The organism is Bradyrhizobium sp. BR 1432 (genome assembly GCF_051547705.1).
In the GTDB taxonomy this organism is placed as follows: Bacteria; Pseudomonadota; Alphaproteobacteria; order Rhizobiales; family Xanthobacteraceae; genus Bradyrhizobium; species Bradyrhizobium zhanjiangense.
Genome location: NZ_JBPUGF010000003.1, coordinates 1,122,605 through 1,147,500 on the forward strand (window position 1 = coordinate 1,122,605; position 24,896 = coordinate 1,147,500).

At 63.7% G+C, this 24,896-nt stretch carries 22 protein-coding genes and 3 pseudogenes (1 of these 25 cut by a window edge); 11 read left to right on the forward strand and 14 right to left on the reverse strand.

What is annotated here, in order from left to right; all coding sequences use genetic code 11:
* Positions 1 to 36: 36 nt before the first annotated feature.
* The 3 genes from ACSKB8_RS05475 to ACSKB8_RS05485 form a co-directional block, all read right to left on the reverse strand.
* Positions 37 to 246 (reverse strand): DUF6894 family protein, encoded by a 210-nt coding sequence (locus tag ACSKB8_RS05475; protein ID WP_438103076.1) that lies wholly within the window; start codon positions 244 to 246, stop codon positions 37 to 39.
* A gap of 614 nt (positions 247 to 860) precedes the next feature.
* A complete protein-coding gene (locus ACSKB8_RS05480; RefSeq protein WP_438103078.1) occupies positions 861 to 2,126 on the reverse strand; it encodes a tyrosine-type recombinase/integrase in 1,266 nt (421 codons plus the stop codon).
* A 202-nt stretch (positions 2,127 to 2,328) separates the two neighbouring features.
* On the reverse strand, positions 2,329 to 2,940 hold the full coding sequence (locus ACSKB8_RS05485; protein WP_438110417.1) for a nuclear transport factor 2 family protein: 612 nt from the start codon (positions 2,938 to 2,940) through the stop codon (positions 2,329 to 2,331).
* A gap of 185 nt (positions 2,941 to 3,125) precedes the next feature.
* On the opposite strand from ACSKB8_RS05485, the gene ACSKB8_RS05490 reads away from it, so the two are divergent.
* On the forward strand, positions 3,126 to 3,980 hold the full coding sequence (locus tag ACSKB8_RS05490; RefSeq protein ID WP_438103080.1) for an energy transducer TonB family protein: 855 nt from the start codon (positions 3,126 to 3,128) through the stop codon (positions 3,978 to 3,980).
* 105 nt (positions 3,981 to 4,085) lie between these two features.
* Here ACSKB8_RS05490 and ACSKB8_RS05495 read toward each other — a convergent pair whose 3' ends face one another.
* Positions 4,086 to 4,892 (reverse strand): response regulator, encoded by an 807-nt coding sequence (locus ACSKB8_RS05495; protein WP_164934704.1) that lies wholly within the window; start codon positions 4,890 to 4,892, stop codon positions 4,086 to 4,088.
* A gap of 228 nt (positions 4,893 to 5,120) precedes the next feature.
* Between ACSKB8_RS05495 and ACSKB8_RS05500 the strand changes: the two genes are divergently transcribed.
* Together ACSKB8_RS05500 and ACSKB8_RS05505 are read left to right on the forward strand one after the other, a co-directional pair.
* Positions 5,121 to 5,354: a NepR family anti-sigma factor gene (locus tag ACSKB8_RS05500; protein ID WP_164934705.1), complete on the forward strand. Its 234-nt coding sequence runs from the start codon at positions 5,121 to 5,123 to the stop codon at positions 5,352 to 5,354.
* On the forward strand, positions 5,354 to 5,902 hold the full coding sequence (locus tag ACSKB8_RS05505) for a sigma-70 family RNA polymerase sigma factor (RefSeq protein WP_438103082.1): 549 nt from the start codon (positions 5,354 to 5,356) through the stop codon (positions 5,900 to 5,902). The genes ACSKB8_RS05500 and ACSKB8_RS05505 overlap by 1 nt, the downstream gene beginning before the upstream one ends.
* Before the next feature lie 101 nt (positions 5,903 to 6,003).
* Here the strand turns inward: ACSKB8_RS05505 and ACSKB8_RS05510 are convergent, their stop codons facing one another.
* The 8 genes and pseudogenes from ACSKB8_RS05510 to ACSKB8_RS05545 all read right to left on the reverse strand — a co-directional run bounded on the left by ACSKB8_RS05510 (position 6,004) and on the right by ACSKB8_RS05545 (position 15,095).
* Entirely contained in the window at positions 6,004 to 6,705 is a 702-nt protein-coding gene (locus ACSKB8_RS05510; protein WP_438103084.1) for a nitroreductase, read from the reverse strand.
* A 134-nt stretch (positions 6,706 to 6,839) separates the two neighbouring features.
* Positions 6,840 to 8,083, reverse strand: a pseudogene (locus ACSKB8_RS05515) (acyl-CoA dehydrogenase).
* 9 nt (positions 8,084 to 8,092) lie between these two features.
* Positions 8,093 to 9,340 carry an acyl-CoA dehydrogenase gene (locus ACSKB8_RS05520; RefSeq protein WP_438103085.1) on the reverse strand — a complete coding sequence of 416 codons (1,248 nt, stop codon included), beginning with the start codon at positions 9,338 to 9,340 and terminating at the stop codon, positions 8,093 to 8,095.
* A 15-nt stretch (positions 9,341 to 9,355) separates the two neighbouring features.
* Entirely contained in the window at positions 9,356 to 10,483 is a 1,128-nt protein-coding gene (locus ACSKB8_RS05525; RefSeq protein ID WP_438103087.1) for an acyl-CoA dehydrogenase family protein, read from the reverse strand.
* Between the two features lie 181 nt (positions 10,484 to 10,664).
* A pseudogene (locus ACSKB8_RS05530) lies at positions 10,665 to 12,535 on the reverse strand (AMP-binding protein).
* A gap of 43 nt (positions 12,536 to 12,578) precedes the next feature.
* Positions 12,579 to 13,386, reverse strand: a pseudogene (locus tag ACSKB8_RS05535) (enoyl-CoA hydratase/isomerase family protein).
* 237 nt (positions 13,387 to 13,623) lie between these two features.
* Entirely contained in the window at positions 13,624 to 14,382 is a 759-nt protein-coding gene (locus tag ACSKB8_RS05540; protein ID WP_438103089.1) for an SDR family NAD(P)-dependent oxidoreductase, read from the reverse strand.
* Between the two features lie 53 nt (positions 14,383 to 14,435).
* Positions 14,436 to 15,095: a TetR family transcriptional regulator gene (locus ACSKB8_RS05545; protein ID WP_176945743.1), complete on the reverse strand. Its 660-nt coding sequence runs from the start codon at positions 15,093 to 15,095 to the stop codon at positions 14,436 to 14,438.
* Between the two features lie 150 nt (positions 15,096 to 15,245).
* On the opposite strand from ACSKB8_RS05545, the gene ACSKB8_RS05550 reads away from it, so the two are divergent.
* Both ACSKB8_RS05550 and ACSKB8_RS05555 read left to right on the forward strand, forming a co-directional pair.
* Positions 15,246 to 16,418, forward strand: coding sequence for an acetyl-CoA C-acetyltransferase (locus ACSKB8_RS05550; RefSeq protein ID WP_091891150.1), 1,173 nt, complete (start codon positions 15,246 to 15,248; stop codon positions 16,416 to 16,418).
* 189 nt (positions 16,419 to 16,607) lie between these two features.
* On the forward strand, positions 16,608 to 18,152 hold the full coding sequence (locus ACSKB8_RS05555) for an acyl-CoA synthetase (protein ID WP_438103091.1): 1,545 nt from the start codon (positions 16,608 to 16,610) through the stop codon (positions 18,150 to 18,152).
* A 153-nt stretch (positions 18,153 to 18,305) separates the two neighbouring features.
* Here the strand turns inward: ACSKB8_RS05555 and ACSKB8_RS05560 are convergent, their stop codons facing one another.
* Positions 18,306 to 18,848 (reverse strand): methylated-DNA--[protein]-cysteine S-methyltransferase, encoded by a 543-nt coding sequence (locus tag ACSKB8_RS05560; RefSeq protein WP_370986493.1) that lies wholly within the window; start codon positions 18,846 to 18,848, stop codon positions 18,306 to 18,308.
* Between the two features lie 138 nt (positions 18,849 to 18,986).
* Here ACSKB8_RS05560 and ACSKB8_RS05565 point away from each other — a divergent pair, with 138 nt between their 5' ends.
* Both ACSKB8_RS05565 and ACSKB8_RS05570 read left to right on the forward strand, forming a co-directional pair.
* Entirely contained in the window at positions 18,987 to 19,805 is an 819-nt protein-coding gene (locus tag ACSKB8_RS05565) for an alpha/beta fold hydrolase (protein ID WP_438103093.1), read from the forward strand.
* Positions 19,806 to 19,808: 3 nt separating this feature from the next.
* Positions 19,809 to 20,621 carry an alpha/beta fold hydrolase gene (locus ACSKB8_RS05570; protein WP_438103095.1) on the forward strand — a complete coding sequence of 271 codons (813 nt, stop codon included), beginning with the start codon at positions 19,809 to 19,811 and terminating at the stop codon, positions 20,619 to 20,621.
* 68 nt (positions 20,622 to 20,689) lie between these two features.
* On the opposite strand, the gene ACSKB8_RS05575 is transcribed toward ACSKB8_RS05570, so the two are convergent.
* Positions 20,690 to 21,145, reverse strand: a complete 456-nt coding sequence (locus ACSKB8_RS05575; RefSeq protein ID WP_438110419.1) for a carboxymuconolactone decarboxylase family protein — start codon at positions 21,143 to 21,145, stop codon at positions 20,690 to 20,692.
* A gap of 99 nt (positions 21,146 to 21,244) precedes the next feature.
* Here ACSKB8_RS05575 and ACSKB8_RS05580 point away from each other — a divergent pair, with 99 nt between their 5' ends.
* The 4 genes from ACSKB8_RS05580 to ACSKB8_RS05595 form a co-directional block, all read left to right on the forward strand.
* Positions 21,245 to 22,102 (forward strand): sigma-70 family RNA polymerase sigma factor, encoded by an 858-nt coding sequence (locus ACSKB8_RS05580; protein ID WP_438103097.1) that lies wholly within the window; start codon positions 21,245 to 21,247, stop codon positions 22,100 to 22,102.
* Between the two features lie 297 nt (positions 22,103 to 22,399).
* Positions 22,400 to 23,077: a GntR family transcriptional regulator gene (locus ACSKB8_RS05585; protein WP_438103098.1), complete on the forward strand. Its 678-nt coding sequence runs from the start codon at positions 22,400 to 22,402 to the stop codon at positions 23,075 to 23,077.
* 140 nt (positions 23,078 to 23,217) lie between these two features.
* Positions 23,218 to 24,018 carry a phytanoyl-CoA dioxygenase family protein gene (locus ACSKB8_RS05590; RefSeq protein WP_438103100.1) on the forward strand — a complete coding sequence of 267 codons (801 nt, stop codon included), beginning with the start codon at positions 23,218 to 23,220 and terminating at the stop codon, positions 24,016 to 24,018.
* A gap of 192 nt (positions 24,019 to 24,210) precedes the next feature.
* Positions 24,211 to 24,896, forward strand: the 5' portion of a protein-coding gene (locus ACSKB8_RS05595; protein WP_438103102.1) for an NAD(P)H-dependent oxidoreductase. It continues 628 nt past the right edge of the window; only the first 686 of its 1,314 coding nucleotides appear in the window; its start codon is at positions 24,211 to 24,213; its stop codon lies beyond the right edge, outside the window.

Sequence of the window (24,896 nt, forward strand, 5' to 3'; positions counted from 1 at the left end):
GAGGGCTATCGCGTCGCGCGCTGTTCGATCACGAAGCTAAAGCTTGTCACCAAGATTGGTGCCACAATCATCGCGAACTTCAACTGCCATTCGATGCTGTGGCCTGCTGCTGGCCCATTCGCGGGTTATCTCCGAAAGCGCAGCGGTCGCTTCCTGCCGTGCAGACTCGATGTCCGGCAGCTCTACACCTTCATCGTCACGGATGAATTGGCTGCCGTCGCGGATATCAAAATAGTATCTCTTCATTGCACCGACTCACGAGGACCATCGAACATTTCTTGCAGTTCCAGATGATCTGCCCGCGTCCTTGAGGCTCTGCTGCATGGCCGAGTGCCAACCATTTCCTGCAGGGCGAAAGGCAGTCAGTATGTTGGCTTAGATCAAGGCAAAGGCGAGCAGGCTAGAGCAAAGCAGCGCTATGCCAGCCGCAGTCAGAGCCAGGAGACTTCCCGAGACAAGGTCGTGATTGGTCATGCAACGCTCTCGATTACATCACAGAGTGAGAGCAGCACTCGCTGCAGTCGCCGCTTGCCGGCCAACGCATAGATTACTATTTGAATCGAGTGCACTATTCCTGCTGTTACTACGAGTAAATGCATTTTTTCGGCACGATCCGGGGCCGCTCATCGCCTTGCGTCAGCAAAAGATTATAGGCCTGAGATGCTTGAGCTGCTGGTAGCCTAACCTCTAGATCTGAATACCGGGGATTGTGCGCCAATTCCCTGAGCTTACCCGACGTTCCATCAATCCAGATCAGTCATCCGACGTTTTCTACGGCGGTTCGTGCGCAAGCTAAATTAAGAGCGCGACGCTGCAGCCAAAGAGCAAAGCTAGTGACTCGGCACGCAAAATTCGGCGATCTATACTGTCTCCCGACGAGGAAGTCGGATCACGTTAGAACCACTTGCGAGGTATCGGCCCCAAGCCTCCATAAGCTGCCGTCGCTTCTTCAACGCATTGCCCCGCCGATAGGCTTGCTCCGTTTCATCTCCCACCTTGTGGGCTAATGCCATCTCCGCAATTTCACGCTCGAAGCGGGTTTCATCGCCCGCCCAATCGCGGAAGCTAGACCGACACCCGTGGGTCGTCATCGCCGGATAGACGGCTTTGAGGGCATGGAGCACAGCATTCATACCGAGCGGCTTCGTATGGTCTTTTGACCATTGCCCGGCAAATACGTAGGCCTCGCGGGCAGCGTCCTCCGGAATGACAGCTTTCAAAATCGCGACAGCGCGATCGCAGAGTGGCACTTCGAAAGCTTTGCCTTCTGGATGGTCTTCTGTCTTCATCCGTTCGGCTGGGATCGTCCAGAGCCTTTCTGCGAAGTCCACCTCACGCACGCGCATCAGTCGGGCTTCGCTGGTCCGCACCGCGGTCAAGATAATATATTCAGCGGCGAGGTTCACGGCCGTGTCCGCGGCTTCGTGGTTGGCTTGCAGCGCCTGGACGATGCTCGGGACGTCCTTGTAGGGCGCAGCCCTGTGGTGGCGCTTCGACCGCTTTGACTTCGGCAAAAGCGGCTTCAAGGTTTTCCACATGGCGGGGTTCTTCCCGGACCGAAAGCCCCTCGCCTCAGCAGCGTCGAGCACGCGCTCAATCCGGCTTCTCGTTTCGCGCGCCGTGCGATTAATCGTCATCCATATCGGAGACAAGATCCCCAAGACATCGTTCACCGTGATGCTCGCGAGCTCCATGCCCCGAATGGGCTTGCATCGCACCTTCAGGTCCCGTGTCCAGTCGGCGAGCGTGTTCTTGCCTTTGAAGCCAGCCTTGATCGATACGAGGAAGGCGTCCGCGAATTCTCCAAACGTAGTAGTTGCCAGTACTTCGGCGCGCCGCTCCGCCGCCGGGTCCTTGCCTTCGGCCAGTTTCTTGCGGGCGTCGGCGGCCTTGAGACGGGCTTCAGCGAGCGAGATGCCGTCCCTGCCTTTGCTCTTGGCGGAGCCGAGTCCCATCTCTCTGCGCTTATCGGTGCCGCGCACTCGATACAGGAAAATCCACTGCCGCCGCGCGTGCGCACCCGTCTCAACCGCGAGGTAAAGCCCCCCTCCGTCACTGTGCCGCCCGGGCTCATTGATGGTCTCCGCTTCCCGCGCAGAGAGCCTGTGCAACTGTCGTCTGGCCATAGCCGCCCCACCATCCGCCCCACCATTGAGCACGGATTGCAGCGGATTGCGGCGAACGTCCGTGAACGGCAGCGGATCTCTATCGAGACGATTATAGCAGGACTTACAGCATGTTAGAAGCCATCAACGAACGATGGACGACGAGTGCGAAATTCGACCATGGACGCGGTGATGCCAGTCGCGCCTTACTTTTATCTGGGGCTCACTTCGTCTTCGTCTTCGCCGTCCCCGCCAGCCAGTCCAGCCCCTCGCCATAGAGCTTCTCGACCTCGGGTCCGATGAGGCCCGGCATGTCGCGCTTCACCTCGTAGCCGATCAGCTCCTGCATGTAGGCGAGATGGCGATAGCCCTCGGGGAGCGCGGCGAGCGCTTTCTGGTCGAGCTGAAGCGGCGCGGCGGGATCGACCGGGTCGATCCGGTCCTTCTCGTAGATCGGCTGGCGGCGAACGATGCCCCACCGGCCCTGCCGCTTCTCCAGGAAATCGTAGAAGCGGCCGGTACAGACGACGTCGCAGAGCACGTCGTGCGCCAAAGCCCGCTGCGAGATCGTCATCTTGGTCTGTGCGATGGCCCGCACGCCCGCGATGTCGATGCTGGTGCCGCCAAGGAAATGCAGGATGCGCACCCCCTTTGCGAAGCCCTCCTGGCTGACGCGCATGAAATCCCGCGCCGGCCCCTGAAACCAGGTGGCGGACATCCAGCCTTCTTCATGCCAGACCGTCGCAAAGCGCTCCCAGTCCCCGGCGTCGCGCCACACCGCCCAGTTCTCGACGAGGTCGCGGATGGCGAGGCGATCGAGCAGCTGCGGGTCCAACATGCGAAATCTCCTGGCGGATTGGAGCGGCGATAAATGTCATCGGCTCGAAATATCAACGAGGCAATTTAGCCGCCGTCAAGCAGCTCCGGGCTTCCCAGCCCGTCGAATTACCCACACCTGCGCGAACGCGATACGAGCAGCGAGCCTTGCAATCAACCAGACCGCGATTAGTATCCGCATCGATGCAGATGAAATTCCCCTTGCTGGCCGCCCTCCTCGGATTGCTGGGGGCCTTCTCCGCGCATGCGCAGGCTGAACCGCAGAGCGATAGCGTCAATGCCTGGAAGACGAGGCTGACGGCGCACATTGCCAGCAACAGGTTTTTTCCGGCTGAAGCATGGGGACAAACCGGAAAAGCCAAAGTCGCAATCATCATCGATCGGTCCGGCAGGTTGATCTCACGGACGCTGGCTGAGAGCGCCGGCTCGCGGCCACTCGACGATGCTGCGCTGGCGATCATCGCCCGCGCTCAACCGTTTCCGGCGCCGCCTTCGGAGCTGACAGAGAGCTCGTTCTCGTTCACGGTGCCGATCGTCTTCGAGGGTCGTCAATTCCAGGTACCGCCGTTCGGGGTCGTGCTGAGCAGGCCGGGTCCGGCCGCCATGGAGTCCGATCCCATGGCTGCGTGGCGCAAGACGGTCACAGAACATGTCTGGCGCCATAGGGCGTTTCCGCCGGGGGCGATGGGTCAGAAAGGCGATGCCGGCGTCACATTCGTGGTCGATCGTTCGGGCAAATTGATCTCAAACGCTTTGGTGGAAAGCACAGGTTTTGCGCCGCTAGATGCCGCGGCGCTCGCCATGGTCGAGCGATCCATTCCATTCCCGAAACCGCCCACTGAGGCGAAGGACGACCTGCAGAGAGTAACCGTCCTCATGACTTTTGATGGGACGCAGCCAAGCCTAGCGCCGTCGCCGGAACGAGAAAAATTGCTCCAATCCTGGATCGAGGACCAGGCCAAGCTGAATGCGAAATCCCCTGGGCCAGACGACAGCAAGCTAAATTCCATGCTTCGCAGCATCTGCCGCGGCTGCTGAGGCAGAGCAAAACAACTCTCCGCCACATACGAAAACGACGCGCCTTGCGGCGCGCCGTTGCCGTTTTCTTGTCGAAGTCAGCTTCCTACGCCGCCAGCGCCTTCCTTACGCCGCCGGCGCCTTGGGCGTGCGGTTGCGCGAGTTGCGCTGGAAGAACAGCGCCTGGCTCGCGACCGCCGACACCATCGCGGGCTGGAACGGTTTTGAGATCAGGAATGCCGGCTCGGGGCGCTCGCCGGTGAGGAAGCGCTCGGGATACGCGGTGATGAACACCACCGGCACCTCGAAGGTGCGAAGCAGCTCGTTGACGGCGTCCAGGCCCGACGAGCCGTCGGCGAGCTGGATGTCGGCGAGGATCAGGCCGGGCCGCCTGTTCTTGGCCAGCGCCACCGCATCGGCATGGGTGCGCGCGACGCCGACGACGTTGTGGCCGAGATTCTTCACCAGGCTCTCGAGGTCCATGGCAATGAAGGTCTCGTCCTCGATGATCAGCACGTCGGTGGCGATCTCGGCCGCCATCTCGCGTCCGGCAGCGTCCGCGAGCCGCCGCGTCTCACCCACGTCGGTGCCGAGGATGAAGGCGACTTCCTCTTCCGAAAAGCCCTCGAGCGACAGCAGCAGGAAGGCCTGCCGCGGCAGAGGCGTGATGTTCGACAACCGCCTCTCCGGCGGCATCGGCAAGGTCGTCACCTCGGCATCGTCGTTGACGGAGACGGAATTCCAGATCTGGGTGAAGAGCCGGAACAGGCCGGCGCGCGGCCCATGGCTCTCGTCGAGCACTGACGGATCGCCAAGCATGGCTTCCAACATGGCTGCGACATAGGCGTCACCGGAGGCCTGGCTGCCCGTCAGGGCGCGTGCGTACCGGCGCAACAACGGCAAGTGTTCAGCAACAAGCTGTGAACGGGACATCCCCACTCCATTCATCGTCGGGCCAGACTTGAGGTTACCCTGAGGTCAGCGTTACGCGGGGGGCCCGGGTTCCCCTGCTGCGCTGATTACGCCTCAGCCTGAGAAAAGTTCCGTATTGGGCGGAACTTTTTCTCGCAACTCGCATTGTGCCTATCCAGGGAACGGCTCCCGGTTGAGAAAAATTCTCGATTTTACAGTCACTTAACTCGGGGAAACGTGGAACAGGTCATGAAAGATCTCAAGTCTCAAGCCAGCAAAAGCACGACCCCCGGCAAGGGAGGGCTCACTCCGGAGATCCAATCCCGGATTGGCCATCAGCTGCGCGCCATGTACGACGACGTGGTGCGGCAAGGGGTTCCGGATCGGTTCGCTGAACTGATCAAGAAGCTTGATGCACCGGGAGCGGCCCACCAAGTGGAAAATGAGGGTGGATCCAACGACAACAACAATGGGAGGGATTAATGCCTCTCACGGACTCCCTGCGTAATGACATCCTGGCGGCCGTGCCGAGCTTACGCGCGTTCGCCATCTCGCTCAGCGGCAATGCGGACCGCGCCGACGATTTGGTGCAGGAGACGCTGCTCCGCGCGCTGGCCAACATCAACTCGTTCCAGCCTGGCTCCAACCTGCCGGCGTGGCTCTTCACGATCCTGCGCAACCTGTTCCGCTCCGACTATCGCAAGCGGCGGCGGGAGGTCGAGGACGCCGAAGGCAACTACGCCAAGACACTGAAGACCCAGCCGTCGCAAAACGCGCATCTCGAATTCGAGGAGTTTCGTACGGCGCTCGACAAGCTTCCACAGGACCAGCGTGAAGCGCTGATCCTGGTCGGCGCCTCCGGCTTCTCCTACGAGGACGCGGCCTCGATCTGCGGCTGCGCGGTCGGCACGATCAAGAGCCGCGTCAACCGCGCCCGCTCGAAACTCGCCGCGCTGCTCTATGTCGAGGGCGCCGAGGACTTTGGGCCCGACGAGACCGTACGGGCCGTGATCGGCGGCAGCGGCGGCTGACGGCAGGCATCATCGGGATCGAGACGGCATGAAGGCGGCTGCTTCCGCGGCCGCCTTTGCGTGCGTGCGAGAACCTGAGGGCGCCAAGCTTGCAGCGCCGATCACTCGTCCACGAAGGTCACGGTGTCCGCGACATTGGCCCGCGAGGTGCGGTAGCTGTTGACCTTGTGCGCGTGGTCGGCATAGCCGAACGAGATGCCGCAGACGACGCGGCGATCGTCGGACAGGTTGAAGTGGCGGCGGATCAGGCCGGAATGGCGCGCGAGCGCCGCCTGCGGAATGGTGCCGAGCCCGAGCGCCTGTGCGGCCAGCATGAAATTGGAGACATAGGCGCCGCAATCGATCGCACCATAGATGCCGAGCGGCTCGTTGGTGTGAATGATCGCGACATGCGGCGCGCCGAAGAAATTGTAGTTCTCCAGCGCCTGCCCGGCATAGGCCGCCTTGTCACCGCGGGCGATGCCGAGCGTGTTGTAGAGCTGAAAGCCGCTCTCGCGCCGGCGTTCGAGATAGACCCCGACATATTCGCGCGGCGGGGTGAAATCGTAGTCGTCGCCGAGACCACCCGAGGCTTCCTTGTAGATCGCCTGGCGAAAGCGCTCCTTGGCCGCGCCGCTGGCGATGATGACCTGCCAGGGCTGGCTGTTGCACCAGGACGCGGTGCGCTGCGCGGTGGTCAGCACATGCTCGATGGTGGCGCGGTCAACTTCCTTCGGGAGAAAGGCGCGGACGGAGTAGCGCTCGTTGAGGAGCTCTTCGAGCACGCCGATGCGGTCCTGGGTCTGGCTCACTTTTGCATCCATGTTTGGCTCGCGCTCTTCGTAGGGTGGGCAAAGGCGCATAGCGCCGTGCCCACCGACAGACTTACCCCGGAGCATCTGCATATGGTGGGCACGCTTCGCTTTGCCCACCCTACAAGATACAGCGAGAGGTGAGATCAACGTCCCTTGGTCGGGATCTTGTTGTACGGCACGTCCTTGTCGACGCGGATGTCGCCCGGCAGACCCAGCACCCGCTCGGCGATGATGTTGCGCAATATCTCGTCAGTGCCGCCGGCGATGCGCATCGAAGGCGAGGACAGCAGCATCTGCTGGAACTGGCCCTGCACCGTCTCCTCGTCGCTGCCGGTGAGAACGCCGGCTGCGCCCTGCAGGTCCATCGCATAAGTGGCGATGTCCTGGAGCATCATGCCCGACACCAGCTTGCCGATCGAATTCTCCGGCCCGGCCGCTCGCCCTTCGACAGCGCCGAGATCGCGCGGTAGCTGGTGTATTTCAGCCCGCTCGACTTCACCGCCCAGCTCGCAAGCTTCGAGCGCACCGCCGGATCATCGATCGCAAGCCCATCCTCCAGCATCAGATTGGAGCAGAACTCCAACATTTCTGGCACGCCGGTTGCGAGCCGCGCGCCGATCGACATGCGCTCGTTCATCAGCGTGGTCAGCGACACGCTCCAGCCCTCGCCGACGGCGCCGAGGCGCTGGCTGTCGGGGATCACGACGTCGGTGAAATAGACCTCGTTGAACTCCTGCATGCCGTTGGCCTGCTTGATCGGACGCACCTCGACACCCGGGCTCTTCATGTCCAGGAAGAACATGGTGAGGCCCTTGTGCTTGGGGACATCAGGATCGGTGCGTGCAATCAAGAGGCCGTAGTCCGAGTAATGCGCACCCGAGGTCCAGATCTTCTGGCCGTTGACGATCCAGTTGTCGCCTTTCTTCTCCGCGCGGGTGCGCAGACCCGCGACGTCGGAGCCGGCCGACGGTTCGGAGAACAGCTGGCACCAGATCTCCTCGCCCGAGGCGAGCTTCGGCAGATACCGGCGCTTGGCATCCTCGCTGCCGAAAGCCATCACGGTCGGGCCGCACATGCCCTCGCCGATCTGGAAAGGCTGCGTCAGCTTGCCGTAGACGCCCTCCTCCTGCTGCCAGATCACGCGCTCGATCGGCGTCGCGCCGCGGCCGCCATATTCCTTCGGCCAGTGCAGGCAGGCCCAGCCCGCTTCGAACTTCTTCTTCTGCCAGGCCTTGCCGACATCGACGATGTCCTGCTTGGCAAGCCGGATGCGGCCGAGCGAGGATTTTGACAACTCGGCATGCAGCTCCTTCGGCGCGTTAGCCTCGATCCATTTGCGCGCGGTCTCGCGGAATGCGGCTTCTTGCGGGGTGTCGTCGAAATTCATGGCGGACCTCTAACCTCTTCCCTTCGTCGGGATCTTGTTGAACGGCACGTCCTTGTCGACACGGATATCGCCCGGCAGGCCCAGCACCCGCTCGGCGATGATGTTGCGCATGATCTCGTCGGTGCCGCCTTCGACGCGCGTACCCGGTGCGCGCAGCAGCATCGCCTGGAAGCGGCCAGCCACTTCGGCGTCTTCGGGGCCGCTGACGACGCCAGCCGCGCCTTGCAGATCCAGCGCATAGGTCGCGACGTCCTGGATCATGGAGCCCGCCACCAGCTTGCCGATGGAATTCTCCGGACCAGGCCGCTCGCCCTTCGACAGCGCCGAGATCGCGCGCATGCTGGTATAGCGCAGGCCGCTCGCCTTCACCGCCCAGTTCGCGAGCTTCGCGCGCACCGCGCGATCCTCGATCGCAGGTCCATCGTCGAGCATCAGGCTGGAGCAATACTCGAACAGCTCCGGAAAACCGGTCGAGACGCCGGCGCCGATCGACATGCGCTCGTTCATCAGCGTGGTCAGCGAGACGTTCCAGCCGTCACCGACCTCGCCGAGGCGCTGGTGGTCGGGGATGCGCACATTGGTGAAATAGACCTCGTTGAAATCGGAGGCGCCGCTGGCCTGCTTGATCGGCCTGACCTCGACGCCCGGGCTCTTCATGTCCAAAAAGAACATGGTGAGGCCCTTGTGCTTGGGCACGGTCGGATCTGTGCGGGTCAAGAGGATGCCGTAGTCCGAATAATGCGCGCCCGAGGTCCAGATCTTCTGGCCGTTGATGATCCAGTCGTCACCGTCCTTCTCGGCCCGCGTGCGCAGGCCCGCGACGTCCGAGCCGCCGGCCGGCTCGGAAAACAGCTGGCACCACACCTTCTCGCCGGAGGCGAGCGGCGGCAGATAGTTCCGCTTATGCTCCTCGCGCGCGAACGCCATCATGGTCGGCCCGCACATGCCGTGGCCGATGATGAACATGTGGGAGAGCTTTCCGAACGGGCCCTCCTCCTGCTGCCAGATCACCCGCTCGATCGGCGAGGCGCCGCGGCCGCCATATTCCTTGGGCCAGTGCAGGCAGGCCCAGCCGGCATCGGCCTTCTTCTTCTGCCAGGCCTTTGCGACCTCGAGAATGTTCGCGTTCTTGAGCTGCGTGCGGCCGAGGGAGGATTTGCGCAGCTCGTCCTCGTATTGCTTGGGTGCGTTGGCACCGATCCAGGCGCGGGCGGTTGCGCGGAATTCGGCTTCCTGCGGGGTGTCGTCGAAGTTCATAACGTTGCCCCTCGCTTACGCCGCGTTCTTCTTCCGCATGCGGTCGATCAACTGGTCTTCCCAATAGGTGAGGCTGCCAAGCCCGAGCGCCATGGCATTGGCGCGGCGGTAGTACATGTGGCAGTCGAACTCCCAGGTAAAACCCATGCCGCCGTGAACCTGGATGTTGTTTTTGGCACAGTGCTGGAACGCCTGCGTCGCGCTGATGCGCGCGGCGGCCGCCGCCTCCGGCAATTCAGCTGCGTTGGTCGAGAGCGCCCAGGCACCGTAATAGCTGTTGGAGCGTGCCAGCGTCGCCGAGACATACATGTCGGCGAGCATGTGCTTGATGGCCTGGAACGAACCGATCTGACGGCCGAAGGCGATGCGGTCGAGCGCATAGTCGCGGCCCATCTCCAGGGCGCGGTCGGCGCCGCCGACCTGCTCGAAGGCGCAGAGCACCGCGGCGCGGTCGAGCACCTGGCTGAGGATGCTCCAGCCGTCGCCGGCAGCACCCAGCGGCTCGGCCTTGCAGTCTTTGAAGGTGATCTCGGCCTGCCCGCGGGTCGGATCGAGATTGGTGAGACTTTTCACCTCAACACCCGCGCCTTTGAGATCGACCAGGAACAGCGAGATATCATTCTCACGCCCACTCGATCCCGTGCGCGCGGCAACCACCGCGAAGTCGGCGATGGCGCCATCGGCCACCGGCTTCTTGACGCCGTTGAGCATGCCATTCGCAGCAGCCAGCTTGATATTCTTCGGTGACGGATTGCCCTTGCCCTCGAACAGCGCCAGCGTGCCGATCGCTTCGCCCGAAGCAATCGCGGGCAGCCACTTCTTCTTTTGCGCGTCGCTGCCGGCGATCAGCAGCGCTTCGGCGGCAAGATACACGGTCGAAGAGAACGGCACCGGCGCATTGGCCCGCCCCATCTCCTCCGCGATCACGCAGAGCTCGAGATGGCCGGCACCCGCACCGCCGAATTCTTCCGGGATCGCGACGCCGAGAAATCCCATTTCGGCGAGACCCTTCCAAAGCGCCTTGTCATAGGGCGCCTTGCCGTCGAGCACGATGCGCACCGCCTTGGGCGAGCACTTCTCGTTGAGGAATTTGCGCGCCTGATCGCGAAGCTGCTTCTGGTCGTCCGAAAAGTCGAAGTTCATGGCGGGCTACCTTTTTATTCGTTGTCATTCATTGATGCCGTCATTCCGGGGCGCAACGAAGCTGCGAGCCCGGAATCCGATTCCACCGCGTCAAAGCGGCCCGATGGATTCTTTGATGCGCAATTGCGTATCAAAGTTCGCGCTGCGCGCCCCGGAATGACGAGGTGGGAGAGTTGTGCACTCATCGCAGCACGATCACATCCTGATCCGGCTTGTCCGCATAAAGCCGCTCCACCAGCGCTGCGCGGCGCTCCAAGCCGGCGCGCTGGTTGATGTAGCCCTTGTCGGTGAGCTCGTTGCCGTCGATCGAAGGCGGCTCGACCATCAACATGGCGCGCGCGATGATGCGGCTGCTGGCGCCTTCGCACTCCCGGTTGTGCGTCTCCAGCCCGCGCCTGAAGCAGGCGATGACCTCAGGGTGCTTCACCGCATCCGCAAAGCTCAGGTCAGGATTGCCGACGAGCTGGCGGCAGGCATGCAGGTTTGGCCAGGCAAGCAGGCCGATGAAGGCGCGATCCTGTCCCGCGACCAGCGCGTCATGCACGACGGGCGTCGTCGCCGCGATCGCATCGGTACGGAGCGAGCCGACATGCACGAACGTGCCCGTCGTGAGCTTGAAGTCTTCCACCACGCGCCCGGCAAAGATGATGCCCTGCACCGGATCGGCATCGTCGACGAAAATGCCGGCATCGCCGATGCAGTAGAAGCCTTCCTCGTCGAACATCTTCTTCGTCAGCTCCGGCTGGCCGAAATAGCCAGGCGTGACATTGACGCCGCGCAGGCGCAGCTCGTATTTCGAGCCGCACGGCACCATCTTCAATTCGACTCCGGGGAACGGCAGGCCGATCAGGCCGACTCGCTCGGTGTCCCAATAGGTGCCGGTCGAGGTCGGCGCGGTCTCGGTCGAGCCCCAGCCGGTGTAGAACACGATGCGCTCACCGGTCGTCTTCACCGCTAGCGCCTGCATGCGATCGTAGAGATCGTCCGGCAGCCGCGCGCCGCCATAGGCCATGATCGAGAGATCTTGAAGAAGGAGCGACACAGCGCGTCGTCCTTCTCCATCGCCGCCGCCAGCGCGGCATAGCCGGCCGGCACGTTGGCGTAATAGGTCGGCGAGATCTCATGCAAATTGCGCAACGTCTCCTCGAACTGGCCCGGCATCGGCCGGCCGTCATCGATATGGAGCGTACCGCCGTCGACCAGCACGGGGTGGAATGCCGCATTGCCGCCCATGGTGTGATTCCAGGGCATCCAGTCGAGCACGGTCGGCAGCGGGCCGCCCGGCGTACGTGGCCGCACCTGCATCATCATCGCCGCATTGGCGCACATCATCTCCTGGGTGTTGATGACGGCTTTGGGCATGCCGGTCGAGCCGGAGGTGAACAGCAGCTTGCCGATGGTCTGCGGCGTGATCTTCGCGATCGACGCCTCGACATCCCTCGTGACCGGCGTCGCCGCAAGCTCGGCAAAGCTGACGCTCTTGATGCCCTCGCAGGAGCGTGCGACGTGAACGACAGTGACGCCGGTGAGATCGATCGCCTTCAGCGCCTTCTCGAAGGTCGGGCCGTCCTGCACCATCACGACGGCCGGCTTGATCAGGTCGAACAGATATTTCAGCTTGACGTGATCATGGCTCATCAGCGAGTAGGCCGGCGACACGGGAGCCGCCGGGACGCGCGCCTGCATCGCCGCCTGTGTCATAAGGGCATGCTCGATCGAATTGCCCGAGAGGATCGTGACGGGCCGTCCCTCGAGATCGAGGTTCAGCAGCGCTTGCGTCAGCGCATCCACGGTGCGCTTGGCCTCGCCATAGGACACCTTGCGCCATTCGCGGTTGGGCCCGCCGCGCTGCGCGAGCCAGATGCGCTCCGGCGCTTCTTTCGCCCACTTCGCCAGCGAAGCCGGAATGTGCTTCTCGTAAGCTTGCAGCGGAATGCGCGACTTCAGCACCAGCGTGCCGTCGCCGCGGCGCTCGACGTCGATGTCGCGCGCGAGCCACTCGACCTTGCGAAAGGCAGGCTTCGTCATCACTGCCGCCGCGCTTCCACTCATTTTGCGTCTCCCGGAATTATTGTCCTTTGCGGATCATTCTCGTTCAGCGCTTGATATAGACAGGCTTTCGCTTCTCAAGGAAGGCCCTGATGCCTTCCGAAAATTCCTCGGAACGACTGCACAGGACCTGGTTGCGGTCCTCCATCGCAATCGCTGCTTCCAGCGACCCGGCATCGACGCTCATGTTGAGACATTCCTTGGACAGCCGCAGCCCCACGGGCGAGGCCGTCATCATCGCGTCGACATAAGGCGCGGCCGCGTCGTCGAGCTTGTCCTCATCAACGACCTCCGAGACGAGCCCGACCGCCAGCGCGCGCTCGGCGCCGATGAAGCGCCCGGTGAGGATCAGCTCGGATGCCACGGACACGCCGACCAGGCGCGGCAGGAAATAGCTGGTGCCGATGTCGCAGCCGCCAAGACCAAGCTTGATGAAGGCGCAATTCATCCGCGCCGATTTCGTCGCGATGCGGATGTCGGACGCCAGCGCCAGCGCAAAGCCGCCACCGGCCGCGGCGCCCTGCACCAGTGCCAGGATCGGCTGCGGGCAACGCCGCATCAGCATCACGATGTCGGCGATGCGCCGCTGCGAGTTCGAGCGACTCGGTCACACCGGGCGGCTCCTGCTGACCGGCGCGGCGCGCCATCGCGGCCTTGAGATCGAGGCCCGCGCAAAAATTCCGGCCTGCGCCTTTCAGCACGACGACGCGCGTGTCGCGGTTGCGCTGCAGGCTTTGGAAATAGACGTTGAGAGCATCGATCAGCGCGGGATCGAGCGCGTTGAGGTGCTCGGGGCGATTGAGCGTGACCCGGTCGACGCCGTCGTCATGCTCGATCAGCAGCGGTTGAGACATGGGGCGCTCCTGCTTACCGTCCTTGGCGGTGCCGATTGCTGAGCCCTCTCCCCTTGTGGGAGAGGGCATGTACGTCGCTAGCCAGGAATTCGGTTGGGTGAGGGGTCTGTCTCCGCGGATGAGACCCCTCATCTGGCGCGCTCGGAGCGCAATTGCGCTCCAAAGCGCGGCACCTTCTCCCACATCCGCCTTCGCCTGAAGGCTTCGGCGGACAAGAGGGAGAAGGAAGAAAGCGTCTTACCTTGGCGCCATGCGGATGGCACCGTCGAGGCGGATGGTCTCGCCGTTGAGCATCGGGTTCTCGACGATGTGCACCGCGAGCATGCCGTATTCGTTGGCATCGCCGAGACGCGAGGGATGCGGCACCTGGGCGCCGAGGCTCTTGCGGGCCTCTTCGTTCAAGCCCATCAGCAGCGGCGTGAAGAACAGACCGGGCGCGATGGTATTGACGCGGATCTTTTGGCTAGCCAGATCGCGCGCGGCCGGCAGCGTCAGGCCGACGACACCGCCCTTCGACGCCGAATAGGCGATCTGGCCGATCTGACCTTCGTAAGCGGCGACCGACGCGGTGTTGATGATGACGCCGCGCTCCTCACCGACCGGCTCGATCGTGACGAGCCGCTCGGCGAACAGCCGCAGGCAGTTGAACGTGCCGATCAAATTGACGTTGATGATGCGCGCGAACTTCTCCAGCGGGTAGACGCCGTCGCGACCGACGATCCGCTGCGAGCCGCCGATGCCAGCGCAGTTCATCAGCACGCGCGCGACGCCATGCGCGGCTTCCGCCTTGGCGATCGCCGACTTGATCTGCTCCTCGCTGGTGACGTCGGCATGCAGCGCGATGCCCTTCACCTCGGCGGCGACCTTCTCGGCGTTTTCCTTGCTCTGGTCGATCACGCCGATCTTGGCGCCCTTGGCGGCCATGGCGCGGGCGGTCGCGGCACCCAGGCCCGAACCGCCGCCGGTGATGAGAACGGCTACGTCTTTCAACTGCATCGCTTGTACCTTTCCTTGGGCGTTTCTTCTCTGGACTTGAAGGTTCAGCCGGATCATCCGGCCGCGGCAGTTTCCTCGGCTTGCGTGAGGATGCCGCCGCAAATCAGCGTTTCCATGTGCTTGATGTATTGCCGGCAGACTTCGTCGGTGACCGGGCCGACGCCGGTCGCGCGAGACATCGCGTGCCGGCCGAAGAACAGGTGATCGCAGGCGCCGATCAGGCTGGTGTAGAACAGCACCGGATCGGTGGCGCGGAACTCGCCGCGGCTAACGCCGTCGGCGAGCAGACGGCGATGAAAGTCGAGCAGCGGCGCGACGAAGAATTTCGACACCTCATCTGCGCATTCCGGCTTGGTCTCGTGCAGGAGATAGTGGATCAGCCGGTTCATGTACGGGAACCGGTAATAGGCCCGGATGATACCGCCGATATGCAGCTTCAGCTTCGCGGTCGGCGTGATCGGCTGCGCCAGCAGATATTCGAGATTGGACAGTTCGGTCGCGGCGTTGCGCTCCAGCAGCGCCAACAGCAGGCCGTCCTTGTTACCGAAATGGTATTTGACCAGCGCGGCATTGGCGCCGGACTTCTGGGCGATGTCGGAGAGCGAGATCTCGATCGAGGAGCGTTCGATCATCAGCTCGCTTGCGGCCACGAGCAATTTCTCTGCCGTGGAATTCTTCCCGCTGGGGAGCTTGGTCGGTACGCTGGTAGCCACAGAGATCCCTGAACATGCCTCGTGAGGCGCGCAGATAAGCCCAAGCAGCGCCCTATCACAAGAGTTAATTGATCGATTGACTAAATGATCTCGCGCCCCTTAAATCCGTCCCCGACAACCAACCCAATCAAGAATTCAGGGAGAAACCGAATGGCCGAGGCTTACATCGTCGCCGCTGCGCGCACCGCGGGCGGGCGCAAGGGGGGCCGCCTCGCCGGCTGGCATCCGGCCGATCTCGCCGCCAAGGTGCTGGACGAGTTGGTCGACCGTACCAAGGTCGATCCCGCAGAGGTCGAGGACGTGATCATGGGCTGCGTGATGCAGGTCGGCGAGCAGTCCAACAACATCGCACGCAACGCGGTGATGGCGTCAAAACTGCCGGAGAGCGTGCCGGGCACCTCGATCGACCGCCAGTGCGGCTCCTCGCAGCAGGCGCTGCACTTCGCCGCGCAAGCTGTGATGTCCGGCGCGATGGACGTGGTGATCGCCGCCGGCGTGGAATCGATGACGCGGGTGCCGATGGGCCTGTCGTCACAGCTCCCGGCCAAGAACGGTTTTGGCAATTACAAGAGCCCGGGCATCGAGAAGAAATATCCGAACATCATGTTCAGCCAGTTCACCGGCGCGGAGATGATGGCCGAGAAGTACGGCCTCTCCAAGGATGAGCTCGACGAGTACTCCTACAACAGCCATCAGCGCGCGATCGCGGCGACGCAAGCGGGTCACTTCAAGAAGGAGATCGTGCCGCTCGAGATCACCCGTGCCGACGGCAGCAAGGACACTCACCACATCGACGAAGGCATTCGCTTCGACGCAACGATCGAAGGCATCAGGGGCGTCAAGCTGATCGCCGAGAACGGCAAGCTCACCGCGGCGAGCGCCAGCCAGATCTGCGACGGCGCCTCCGGCGTCATGGTGGTCAACGAGCGCGGCCTGAAGCAGCTCGGGGTCAAGCCGCTCGCGCGCATCCATCATATGACCATGACCGGGGGCGATCCCGTCATCATGCTCGACGCTCCGCTGCACGCGACCAAGCGCGCGCTGGAGAAGGCCGGCATGAAGATCGGCGACATCGATCTGTTCGAGGTCAACGAGGCCTTTGCCTCGGTGCCGACCGCCTGGCTCAAGACCACCGGCGCCGATCCGGAGCGTCTCAACGTCAACGGCGGCGCGATCGCGCTCGGCCACCCCCTCGGCGGCTCCGGCACCAAGCTGATGACCACGCTGGTCCACGCTCTGCATCAGCGCGGCAAGCGCTACGGCCTCCAGACCATGTGCGAGGGCGGCGGCATGGCCAACGTGACGATCGTGGAGCGGCTGTAAGCCTCATCCACATAGATGGTGTCGTCCCGGACAAGCGCGCCTCTAGCGCGCGCCGATCCGGGACCCATAACCACAGGACGCCGTGGTTATGCTACGCCGGAGCTCCATCTCGTTTCAACAACCACGCCCTGTGGTTATGGATCCCGGCTTTCGCCGGGATGACACCTTCTTTGTTGCGAGACCTTCGCCATGACCCATCCGTCCGTCTACGCCAAGACCACGCCCGACAAGATCGCCTATCAGATGGCCGGCACCGGCAAGGCGATCACCTATCGCGAGCTCGACGAGCTCTCGAACCAGGGCGCGCATCTCTTCCGCTCGCTTGGCCTCAAGGCCGGCGACCACATCGCGCTGTTGATGGAGAACCGGCTCGCCTTCATGGAGATCTGCTGGGCCGCACAACGCAGCGGGCTCTATTACACCGCGATCAGCCGCTATCTGAAGCAAGACGAGATCGACTACATCGTCAAGGACTGCGGCGCCAAGGTTGTGATCACCACGCCGAAATGCGCCGACCAGATCAAGGGCTTGATCAAGGGCACGCCAGGCGAGCCGATCTTCTACATGATGGACGAGCCGCTACCGAGCTTCCGCCCCTACGACAAGGAAGCAGGCGCGCAGCCGACGACGCCGATCGCGGACGAGGTCGCCGGCTACGATATGCTGTATTCGTCCGGCACCACGGGCCGTCCGAAAGGCGTCAAGAAGGCGTTCGAGGGCAAGCCGATCGACGAGCCGAACGCATTCCTGCGCGTGCTCTGCGCCAACATGTGCGGCATGAACGCCGACACAATCTACCTTTCTCCGGCGCCGCTCTATCACGCGGCCCCATTGCGCTTCAACATGATGGCGGTCGTGCTCGGCGGCACCTCCATCATCATGGAGCATTTTGATGCCGAGGAATTTTTGAAGCTCGTCGAGACATACAAGATCACGCAGTCGCAGCTGGTGCCGACCATGTTCGTGCGGATGCTGAAGCTGCCGGACGAGGTGCGAGCCAAATACAATGTCTCCACGCTGAAGGGCGCGATCCACGCCGCCGCCCCCTGCCCCGTCGACGTCAAAGCCAAGATGATCGAATGGTGGGGACCGATCCTGATCGAGTATTATGCCGGCTCGGAAGGCAACGGCGTCACCGTCTGCAGCTCGAAAGATTGGCTGGCGCACCGCGGCAGCGTCGGCCGCGCCGTGGTCGGCAAGGTCAAGATCTTGGACGAGAACGACGAGGAGCAGCCGGTGGGCGAGATCGGCACCGTCTATTTCGCTGACGCGCCGGCCTTCACCTATCACAACGATCCCGAAAAGACGAAGAAGGCCTACAACGCAAAGGGCTGGTCGACGCTCGGCGATGTCGGTTATCTCGACAAGGACGGCTTCCTCTATCTCACCGACCGCAAGTCCTACATGATCATCTCAGGCGGGGTGAACATCTATCCGCAGGAGACCGAGGACGTGCTGATCACCCACCCCGAGGTCGCCGATGTCGCCGTGTTCGGCGTGCCGAATGAGGAGATGGGCGAAGAGGTGAAGGCGGTGGTGCAACCGCACGACATGAGCCGTGCCGGCAAGGCGCTCGAGGCCGAGTTGATCGCCTATTGCAAGGGCCGCCTCTCCGCCATCAAATGTCCGCGCTCGATCGATTTCGAGGCCGAGCTGCCACGCACGCCCACGGGCAAGCTGGTGAAACGGCACTTACGCGATCGGTATTGGCCGAAGACGGCGGCGAAGATTTAAGGCGCTCTCTCGTACCCTCCCCTGGAGGGGGAGGGTCGGCGCGAAGCGACGGGGTGGGGTGATCTCTCCGCATGGAACACTGCCCGAGTTGAGAGATCACCCCACCCCGCTCCCGCTGCGCGCGATCGACCCTTCCCCTCCAGGGGAGGGTCCTCAATCAAACAGGCTCGGCGTGTGGTTCACCAGCGCGCCTTCGATCTCGAGCATCTTCAGCTTCGTCACCACGCCGCCATTCGCCGAGAAGCCGCCGGGCTTGTTGCCGGCCGCCAGCACGCGATGGCAGGGCACGACGATCGGGCACGGGTTGCGACCGAGCGCCTGGCCGACGTCGCGCGACAGCTCGACGCCGCCGAGCCGCTTGGCGATGTCGCCATAGGTCATGGTCTTGCCCGGCGGGATGGTGCGGGCGATGTCGTAGACGCCGCGGTTGAACTCGGGCACACCGTCGAGGTCGAGCGGGATGTCGGTGAGATCATCCAGCTCGCCCGCGAGCAGTTTAACGATACGGTCGATCGCCTGTTGCACCTCGGCGGTGGGCTCGGCTTCGGTCGCCTCCGCATGGCGCTGATGGATACGGGTGCGGATCTTCTGCTCGCCGCCCATCGGCAATTGCGTGCCGTTGATGCCACGCGGGCCCCAGGCGATGGCGCAGAGGCCGATCCTGGTGTCGAACAGGGCAAAATGCTGGTCGGTCATGGCTTGGTTCCTGGCTTGCTTCCTCGTCGCAGGCCCCCTCTTTGATCTCCTGCGAAATCTAGGCTTGGAAATAGTTGCGATCCACCCGGTTTCCGGGAATCTTGCACAGGAGTTCCTGTTCCTTCGCGCGAGCCCAGAATGCAAAGCCTCCACGTCAACGGATACGACATGCCCTATCTCGACGTGGGCGAGGACAAAGGCGGCCTGCCGCTGGTCTGCGTGCACGGCTCGCTCTCGGACTTCCGCATCTGGGGTTGCGTGCTCGGACCGCTGACGCAGCGGCACCGGGTGATCGCTGTCAGCTTGAGGCATTTCTTCCCAGCGCAATGGGACGGCCTCGGTGACACCTATTCGATTGCCCAGCATGTCGACGACGTCATCGCCTTCATCGAGAAGCTCGACCTCGGCCCGGTCGACCTGATGGGCCATTCCCGCGGCGGGCACATCTGCTTCCGCGCGGCGCAAGCGCGCCCCGACCTGCTCCGGCGGCTGATCCTCGCCGAGCCCGGCGGCGAGCTCGATGCAAGCCTCGATCCCGATTATGTCGGCGGCCCCTCGCCGCTGCTGGCGCGCTTTACGGCTTCCGCAGAGAAGATCGCAGCTGGCGACGTCGACGGCGGCCTCGCCGTCTTCGTCGACACGCTGGAGGGCCCCGGCACCTGGCCGCGACTGCCGGCGATGGTGAAGCAAAATCTGCGCGACAACGCCATGACACTGATCGGCCAGGTCCGCGACAATCGCCCGCCGTTCTCGAAGGCGGACGCGGAGTCCATCAAAATGCCGACGCTGTTCATCCTGGGCGCGCGGACCAAGGGCGTGCTGCCGAAGGTGCTGCACGCGCTCGCGGCGCATGTGCCTTATTCAAAGACGGCGGTCATCCCGAACGCGACGCACCCGATGTTCGAGCAGGCACCGCAAAAATACTCCGAAGTGGTGCTGGATTTTCTGGCGAGCTGACCCATGCAGACATTTCGCGTCAACGGTTACGACATGGCCTATCTCGAAGTCGGAGACGGCCCGCCCCTGGTCTGTGTGCACGGCACGTTGGGCGATTTCCGCACCTGGTATTCGGTGCTCGGCCCGCTGTCGAAGGCGCATCGGGTGATCTCGGTCAGCCTGCGGCACTTCTTTCCCGAGCATTGGGATGCCGTCGGCGACGACTACAAGATGGCCCAGCATGTCGCTGATACGATCGCCTGCATCGAGCAGGTCCAGCCCGGACCGGTCGATCTGATGGGACATTCGCGCGGCGGCCACATCGCCTTCCGCGTGGCGCAGGCCCGGCCGGATCTGTTGCGAAAACTGGTGCTGGCCGAACCGGGCGGCGATCTCGATGCCAGCCTGCCGGTCCCCGCCGGCACGCCCGCGCATCCGCCGCTGGCCGCGCGCACCGCGCGCTCGGTCGAGATGATCCGCGCCGGCGACATCGAGGGCGCGCTGCAGAATTTTTACGAAGGCATCGAAGGCGACGGCTCGTGGCGGCGTGTGCCGGCGGCGGCCAAGCAGCAACTGCGCGACAACGCACTGACCTTCCTCGGCCAGATCAACGAGCAGCGCAAACCCTACACACTGGCGGATGCGCGGGCGATCAAGACGCCGACGCTGCTGATTGGTGGCGGCGCGAGCACGGGAAGCCTGTCGGTGATGTGGCGCGTGCTGGCCGAGCACATCGCAGGCGCCAAGACGGCGGTGATCCCGAACGCCGGCCACTGGATGTTCGAACAGGCGCCGCTGGAGTTTGCTGAAGCAGTGAACAGGTTCTTGGCGGAGTAGGCGCTCTCTTTGCCTCTCCCCGCGCGCGGGGCGAGGGAGTGCACGGTCAGTGCCTCCCTCACACGTGCTCACACCTTCCAAACGCCGACCGGCATCTTGATCGTCGCGTTCAGCCGGTTCCAGACATTGATCGTTGCGATCGAGAGGATCAGCGTGGCGAGCTCGCGCTCGTCAAAATGCTTGGCGGCCGCGTTCCAGATCGCATCCGGCACGGGATCCTCGCGATCGGCAAGACGCGTGACCGCCTCGGTCAGCGCCAGCGCGGCGCGTTCGGCTTCGGTGAAATAGGGCGCCTCGCGCCAGGCGGACACGGCGAACAGGCGTTCCTCGGTCTCGCCAAGCTTGCGAGCGACCTTCGGATGCATGTCGACGCAGACGCTGCAGCCATTGATCTGGCTGGCGCGCAGGTGCACCAGTTCCAGGAGCTTTTCCGGCAGACCCTGTTTGGTCAAATTGCCGAGGGACTGAAGGACATTCATGGCCTCCGGCAGGACCATGACCGGATGGTTCATACGAGCGTGCATCATCTTGCGTCTCCGTTCGAGAATTTCGAAGGTTCCGGTCACATCGACCGGATTGGCTTCGTCATGGGCATGACGGATCGCGATGAGGGAATGTGACCGATGACTGAAGAAAATCTTCTCACCCGCCAGTTCGAGGCCAGCCGGGACCATCTGCGCGCGGTCGCCTACCGGATGCTGGGCTCCCGCGCTGAGGTCGAGGATGCCGTGCAGGAGGCCTGGCTGCGGGTCAGCCGCTACGATATGTCCGACGTCGCGAACCTGCGCGGCTGGCTGACCACCGTGGTGGCGCGGATCTGCCTCGACATGCTGCGCGCACGGAAGTCGCGCAAGGAAGAGCCGATGGGTCCGCACGTGCCCGAGCCGGTCGACGAGACGCGGGAGCGCGAGGCGGAGATGGCCGATTCTGTCGGTGCGGCGCTGCTGGTCGTGCTGGAGACATTGCAGCCGGCGGAACGGCTTGCCTTCGTGCTGCACGACATGTTCGCCGTTCCCTTCGAGGAGATCGCGCCAATCGTCGGCCGCTCCGTCGACGCCTCGCGGCAGCTGGCGAGCCGCGCGCGACGCCGTGTGCAAGGCGCGCCGGTGCCGGAGACGGATCTGTCGCGCCAGCGCGGAATCGTCGATGCCTTCCTCAAAGCTTCGCGCGAGGGCGATTTCGAGGGCCTGCTGGCGGTGCTCGATCCCGACGTCGTATTCCGCGCCGACCAGGCCGCGGTGCGGCTCGGCTCACTGCCCGAGATCCGCGGCGCGGACGCGGTCGCGCAAACCTTCAAGGGCCGCGCCCAGGCCGCGCGGGCCGCGCTGGTCGATGGCGAAATGGGCGTCGCCGTCGTTCTCGGCGGGCAGCTGCGCATCGCGCTGCGCGTCAGCTTCAGGGACGGCCGGATCGCTGGGATCGATGCTACGGCCGATGCCGAGCGAATTGCGACGCTCGATGTGGAGGTGCTCGAGCGCTAGGTAGTAACAGGCCGACGGTGTCTTGCGCCGCTCGGTGGTGGCGCCGAGCGCCTTCAGGCGAGCTTCGGTGAAGTCGGCCATCTTCTGCCTCACCATCCCCGATGGCATCGGCTGGGCCATCATTTTCTCGAAAAACAACCCCATGCACAGTAGACGGCGCTAGCAATATCAATAGCTTAGCTGGTCCGAAATGAGGGACCGGGCCATCCTCCGGTACCGCTTGACGCCGTTGATCCCGCAGCGTAGCTTCGAATACGGAATTCCGTATTCCATCTTGCGCCTTTCGGAGCTGCCGGCGTGATTCCTCTCGACCCGCTCCCGAACCTGATCGACCAGGTCTATGCGCGGATCCTGGAGGCGATCTCCGACCGCACCCTTCAACCCGGCCAGCGCATCCGGCAGAACGAGCTCGCCGACAAGCTCGGCGTCTCGCGCCAGCCGGTGTCGCACGCACTGCATCTGTTGCACCGGCAGGGCCTTGTCGCCGAGAGCGGCAAGCGCGGCTTTGAGGTGACCCAGCTCGACCCCTCACGCATCCGCCAGCTCTACGAGGTGCGCGGCGCCATCGATGCGCTGGCCGCCCGGCTTGCCGCCGAGCGTGCAGGCACTGACGCGGCGGGACGCGCGCGGCTGGAGGCAGCGCTTGCCGCCGGACGCCGCATCGACCGCAACACGACGCTCGCCGAGCTCATCGTGCTCGACGTCGATTTTCACCGCGCGATCTATCAGCTCGCCGGCAATCCCGTGATCGAGGAGACGATGGCGCCGCAATGGCCGCACATGCGCCGCTCGATGGCGACGGTGCTGTCGGAGCTCGACTATCGCGGCAGTGCCTGGGCGGAGCATGCCGATATCGCCAAACACATTCTCGCGGGCGATGCGAACGCCGCCGAACGCGCGGCGCTGGCGCATGCGCAGACGGCGGGACGGATGACCGAGGAAAGATTGAGGGCGACTGAGGAGGCGGCGGCGTAGTCATTTGCACCTGCGCCGTCATGGCCGGGCTTGACCCGGCCATCCATGCCTTTGCTCGACGCCGAAGAACGTGGATGCCCGGGACAAGCCCGGGCACGACGAGAGAGAAAACAAATAAACAAAATCAAGGAGGACGGCCCATGAAACTGTCTCAGGAGCAATTGGAGTTCTTCCACCGCGAGGGCTGGCTGTTCCTGCCCGAATTGTTCAGTCAGGAGGAGGTCGATCTGCTCGCGCGCGAGGCGGTCGGCATCTATGACGCCAACCGGCCCGAAGTCTGGCGCGAGAAGAGCGGAGCGCCGCGCACCGCCTTTGCCGCGCATCTCTACAACAAGGCGTTCGGCATCCTGGGCGCACATCCGCGCATGATCGAGCCGGTCGAGCAGGTGTTCGGCGAGCCGGTCTACATGCACCAGTTCAAGATCAACGCGAAATCGGCCTTCACCGGCGACGTCTGGCAATGGCACCAGGATTACGGCACCTGGAAGCGCGACGACGGCATGCCGGAGCCGCGCGCGATGAACATCGCGATCTTCCTCGACGAAGTCATGCCGATCAACGGCCCGCTGATGCTGGTGCCGCGCAGCCAGAACGCCGGCGATCTCGAAGCCTCGCATGACCTCGCCACCACGTCCTATCCGCTATGGACGCTGGATGAGGACACCGTGACGCGCCTCGTCAAGCAGGGCGGCATCGTGGCGCCCACGGGCAAGCCCGGCGGCATGCTGATGTTCCACGGCAATCTCGTGCACGGTTCGAGCGGCAACATCACGCCCTATCCGCGCAAGATCGTGTATCTGACACTAAACGCGGTCTCGAACTACATCCGCACGCCGACGCGGCCCGAGTACATTGCGCATCGTGATTTCGCGCCGATCAAGCCGGTGGACGACGACGCGCTGCTGCGGCTCGCCCGTGCGCCGCGCCAAGCGGCGGAGTAAGTTCGTCGCCACGGACGTGCTTCACCTCTCCCATTGGGAGAGGTCGGCGCGGAGCGCCGGGTGAGGGGTTAGGCCCTCTCGTCGGAGCTGCGGCCCCTCACCCGGTTTGCTGCGCAAACCGACCTCTCCCCTTCGGGGAGAGGTGGACCGAGCGCAAGCCGCATCAGCAATGCTGAACTATCGGAATCCCCCATGAACCTCTTCCGCCTCCTGCAAGCTCGCGCTTCCGCCGGCAAGCCCGTTCGCGTCGCGCTGATCGGCGCCGGGAAATTCGGCTCGATGTTTTTGTCGCAGGTGCCGCACACGCCGGGGCTGGAGGTGCCTGTCATCGTCGACATCGACCGCGACCGGGCACGCGAGGCCTGCCGCACCGTCGGCTGGGATCAAGACCGCATCGCCGCGACCACCTTCACCGATGACGGTGTGCGCGCCATCGCCGGCGGCGCGATGGACGTGGTGGTGGAAGCGACCGGCAATCCCGCCGTCGGCATCAAGCATGCGCGCGCTGCGATTGCGGCCGGCAAGCATATCGTGATGGTCAATGTCGAGGCCGACGTGCTGGCGGGCCCCCTGCTCGCGGAGGAAGCGCGAAAAGCGGGCGTGGTCTATTCGCTCGCCTATGGCGATCAGCCGGCGCTGACGGCGGAGATGGTGGATTGGGCGCGCGCGACAGGATTCCACGTCGTCGCTGCCGGCAAGGGCACAAAATATCTGCCGGCCTATCACGACGTGACGCCTGATGGCGTCTGGCAGCATTACGGCCTCACCGCGAGCGAAGCGCAGTCGGCCGGCATGAATCCGCAGATGTTCAACTCCTTCCTGGACGGCACCAAATCGGCGATCGAGATGGCCGCGATCGCCAATGCCTGTGCCCTCGA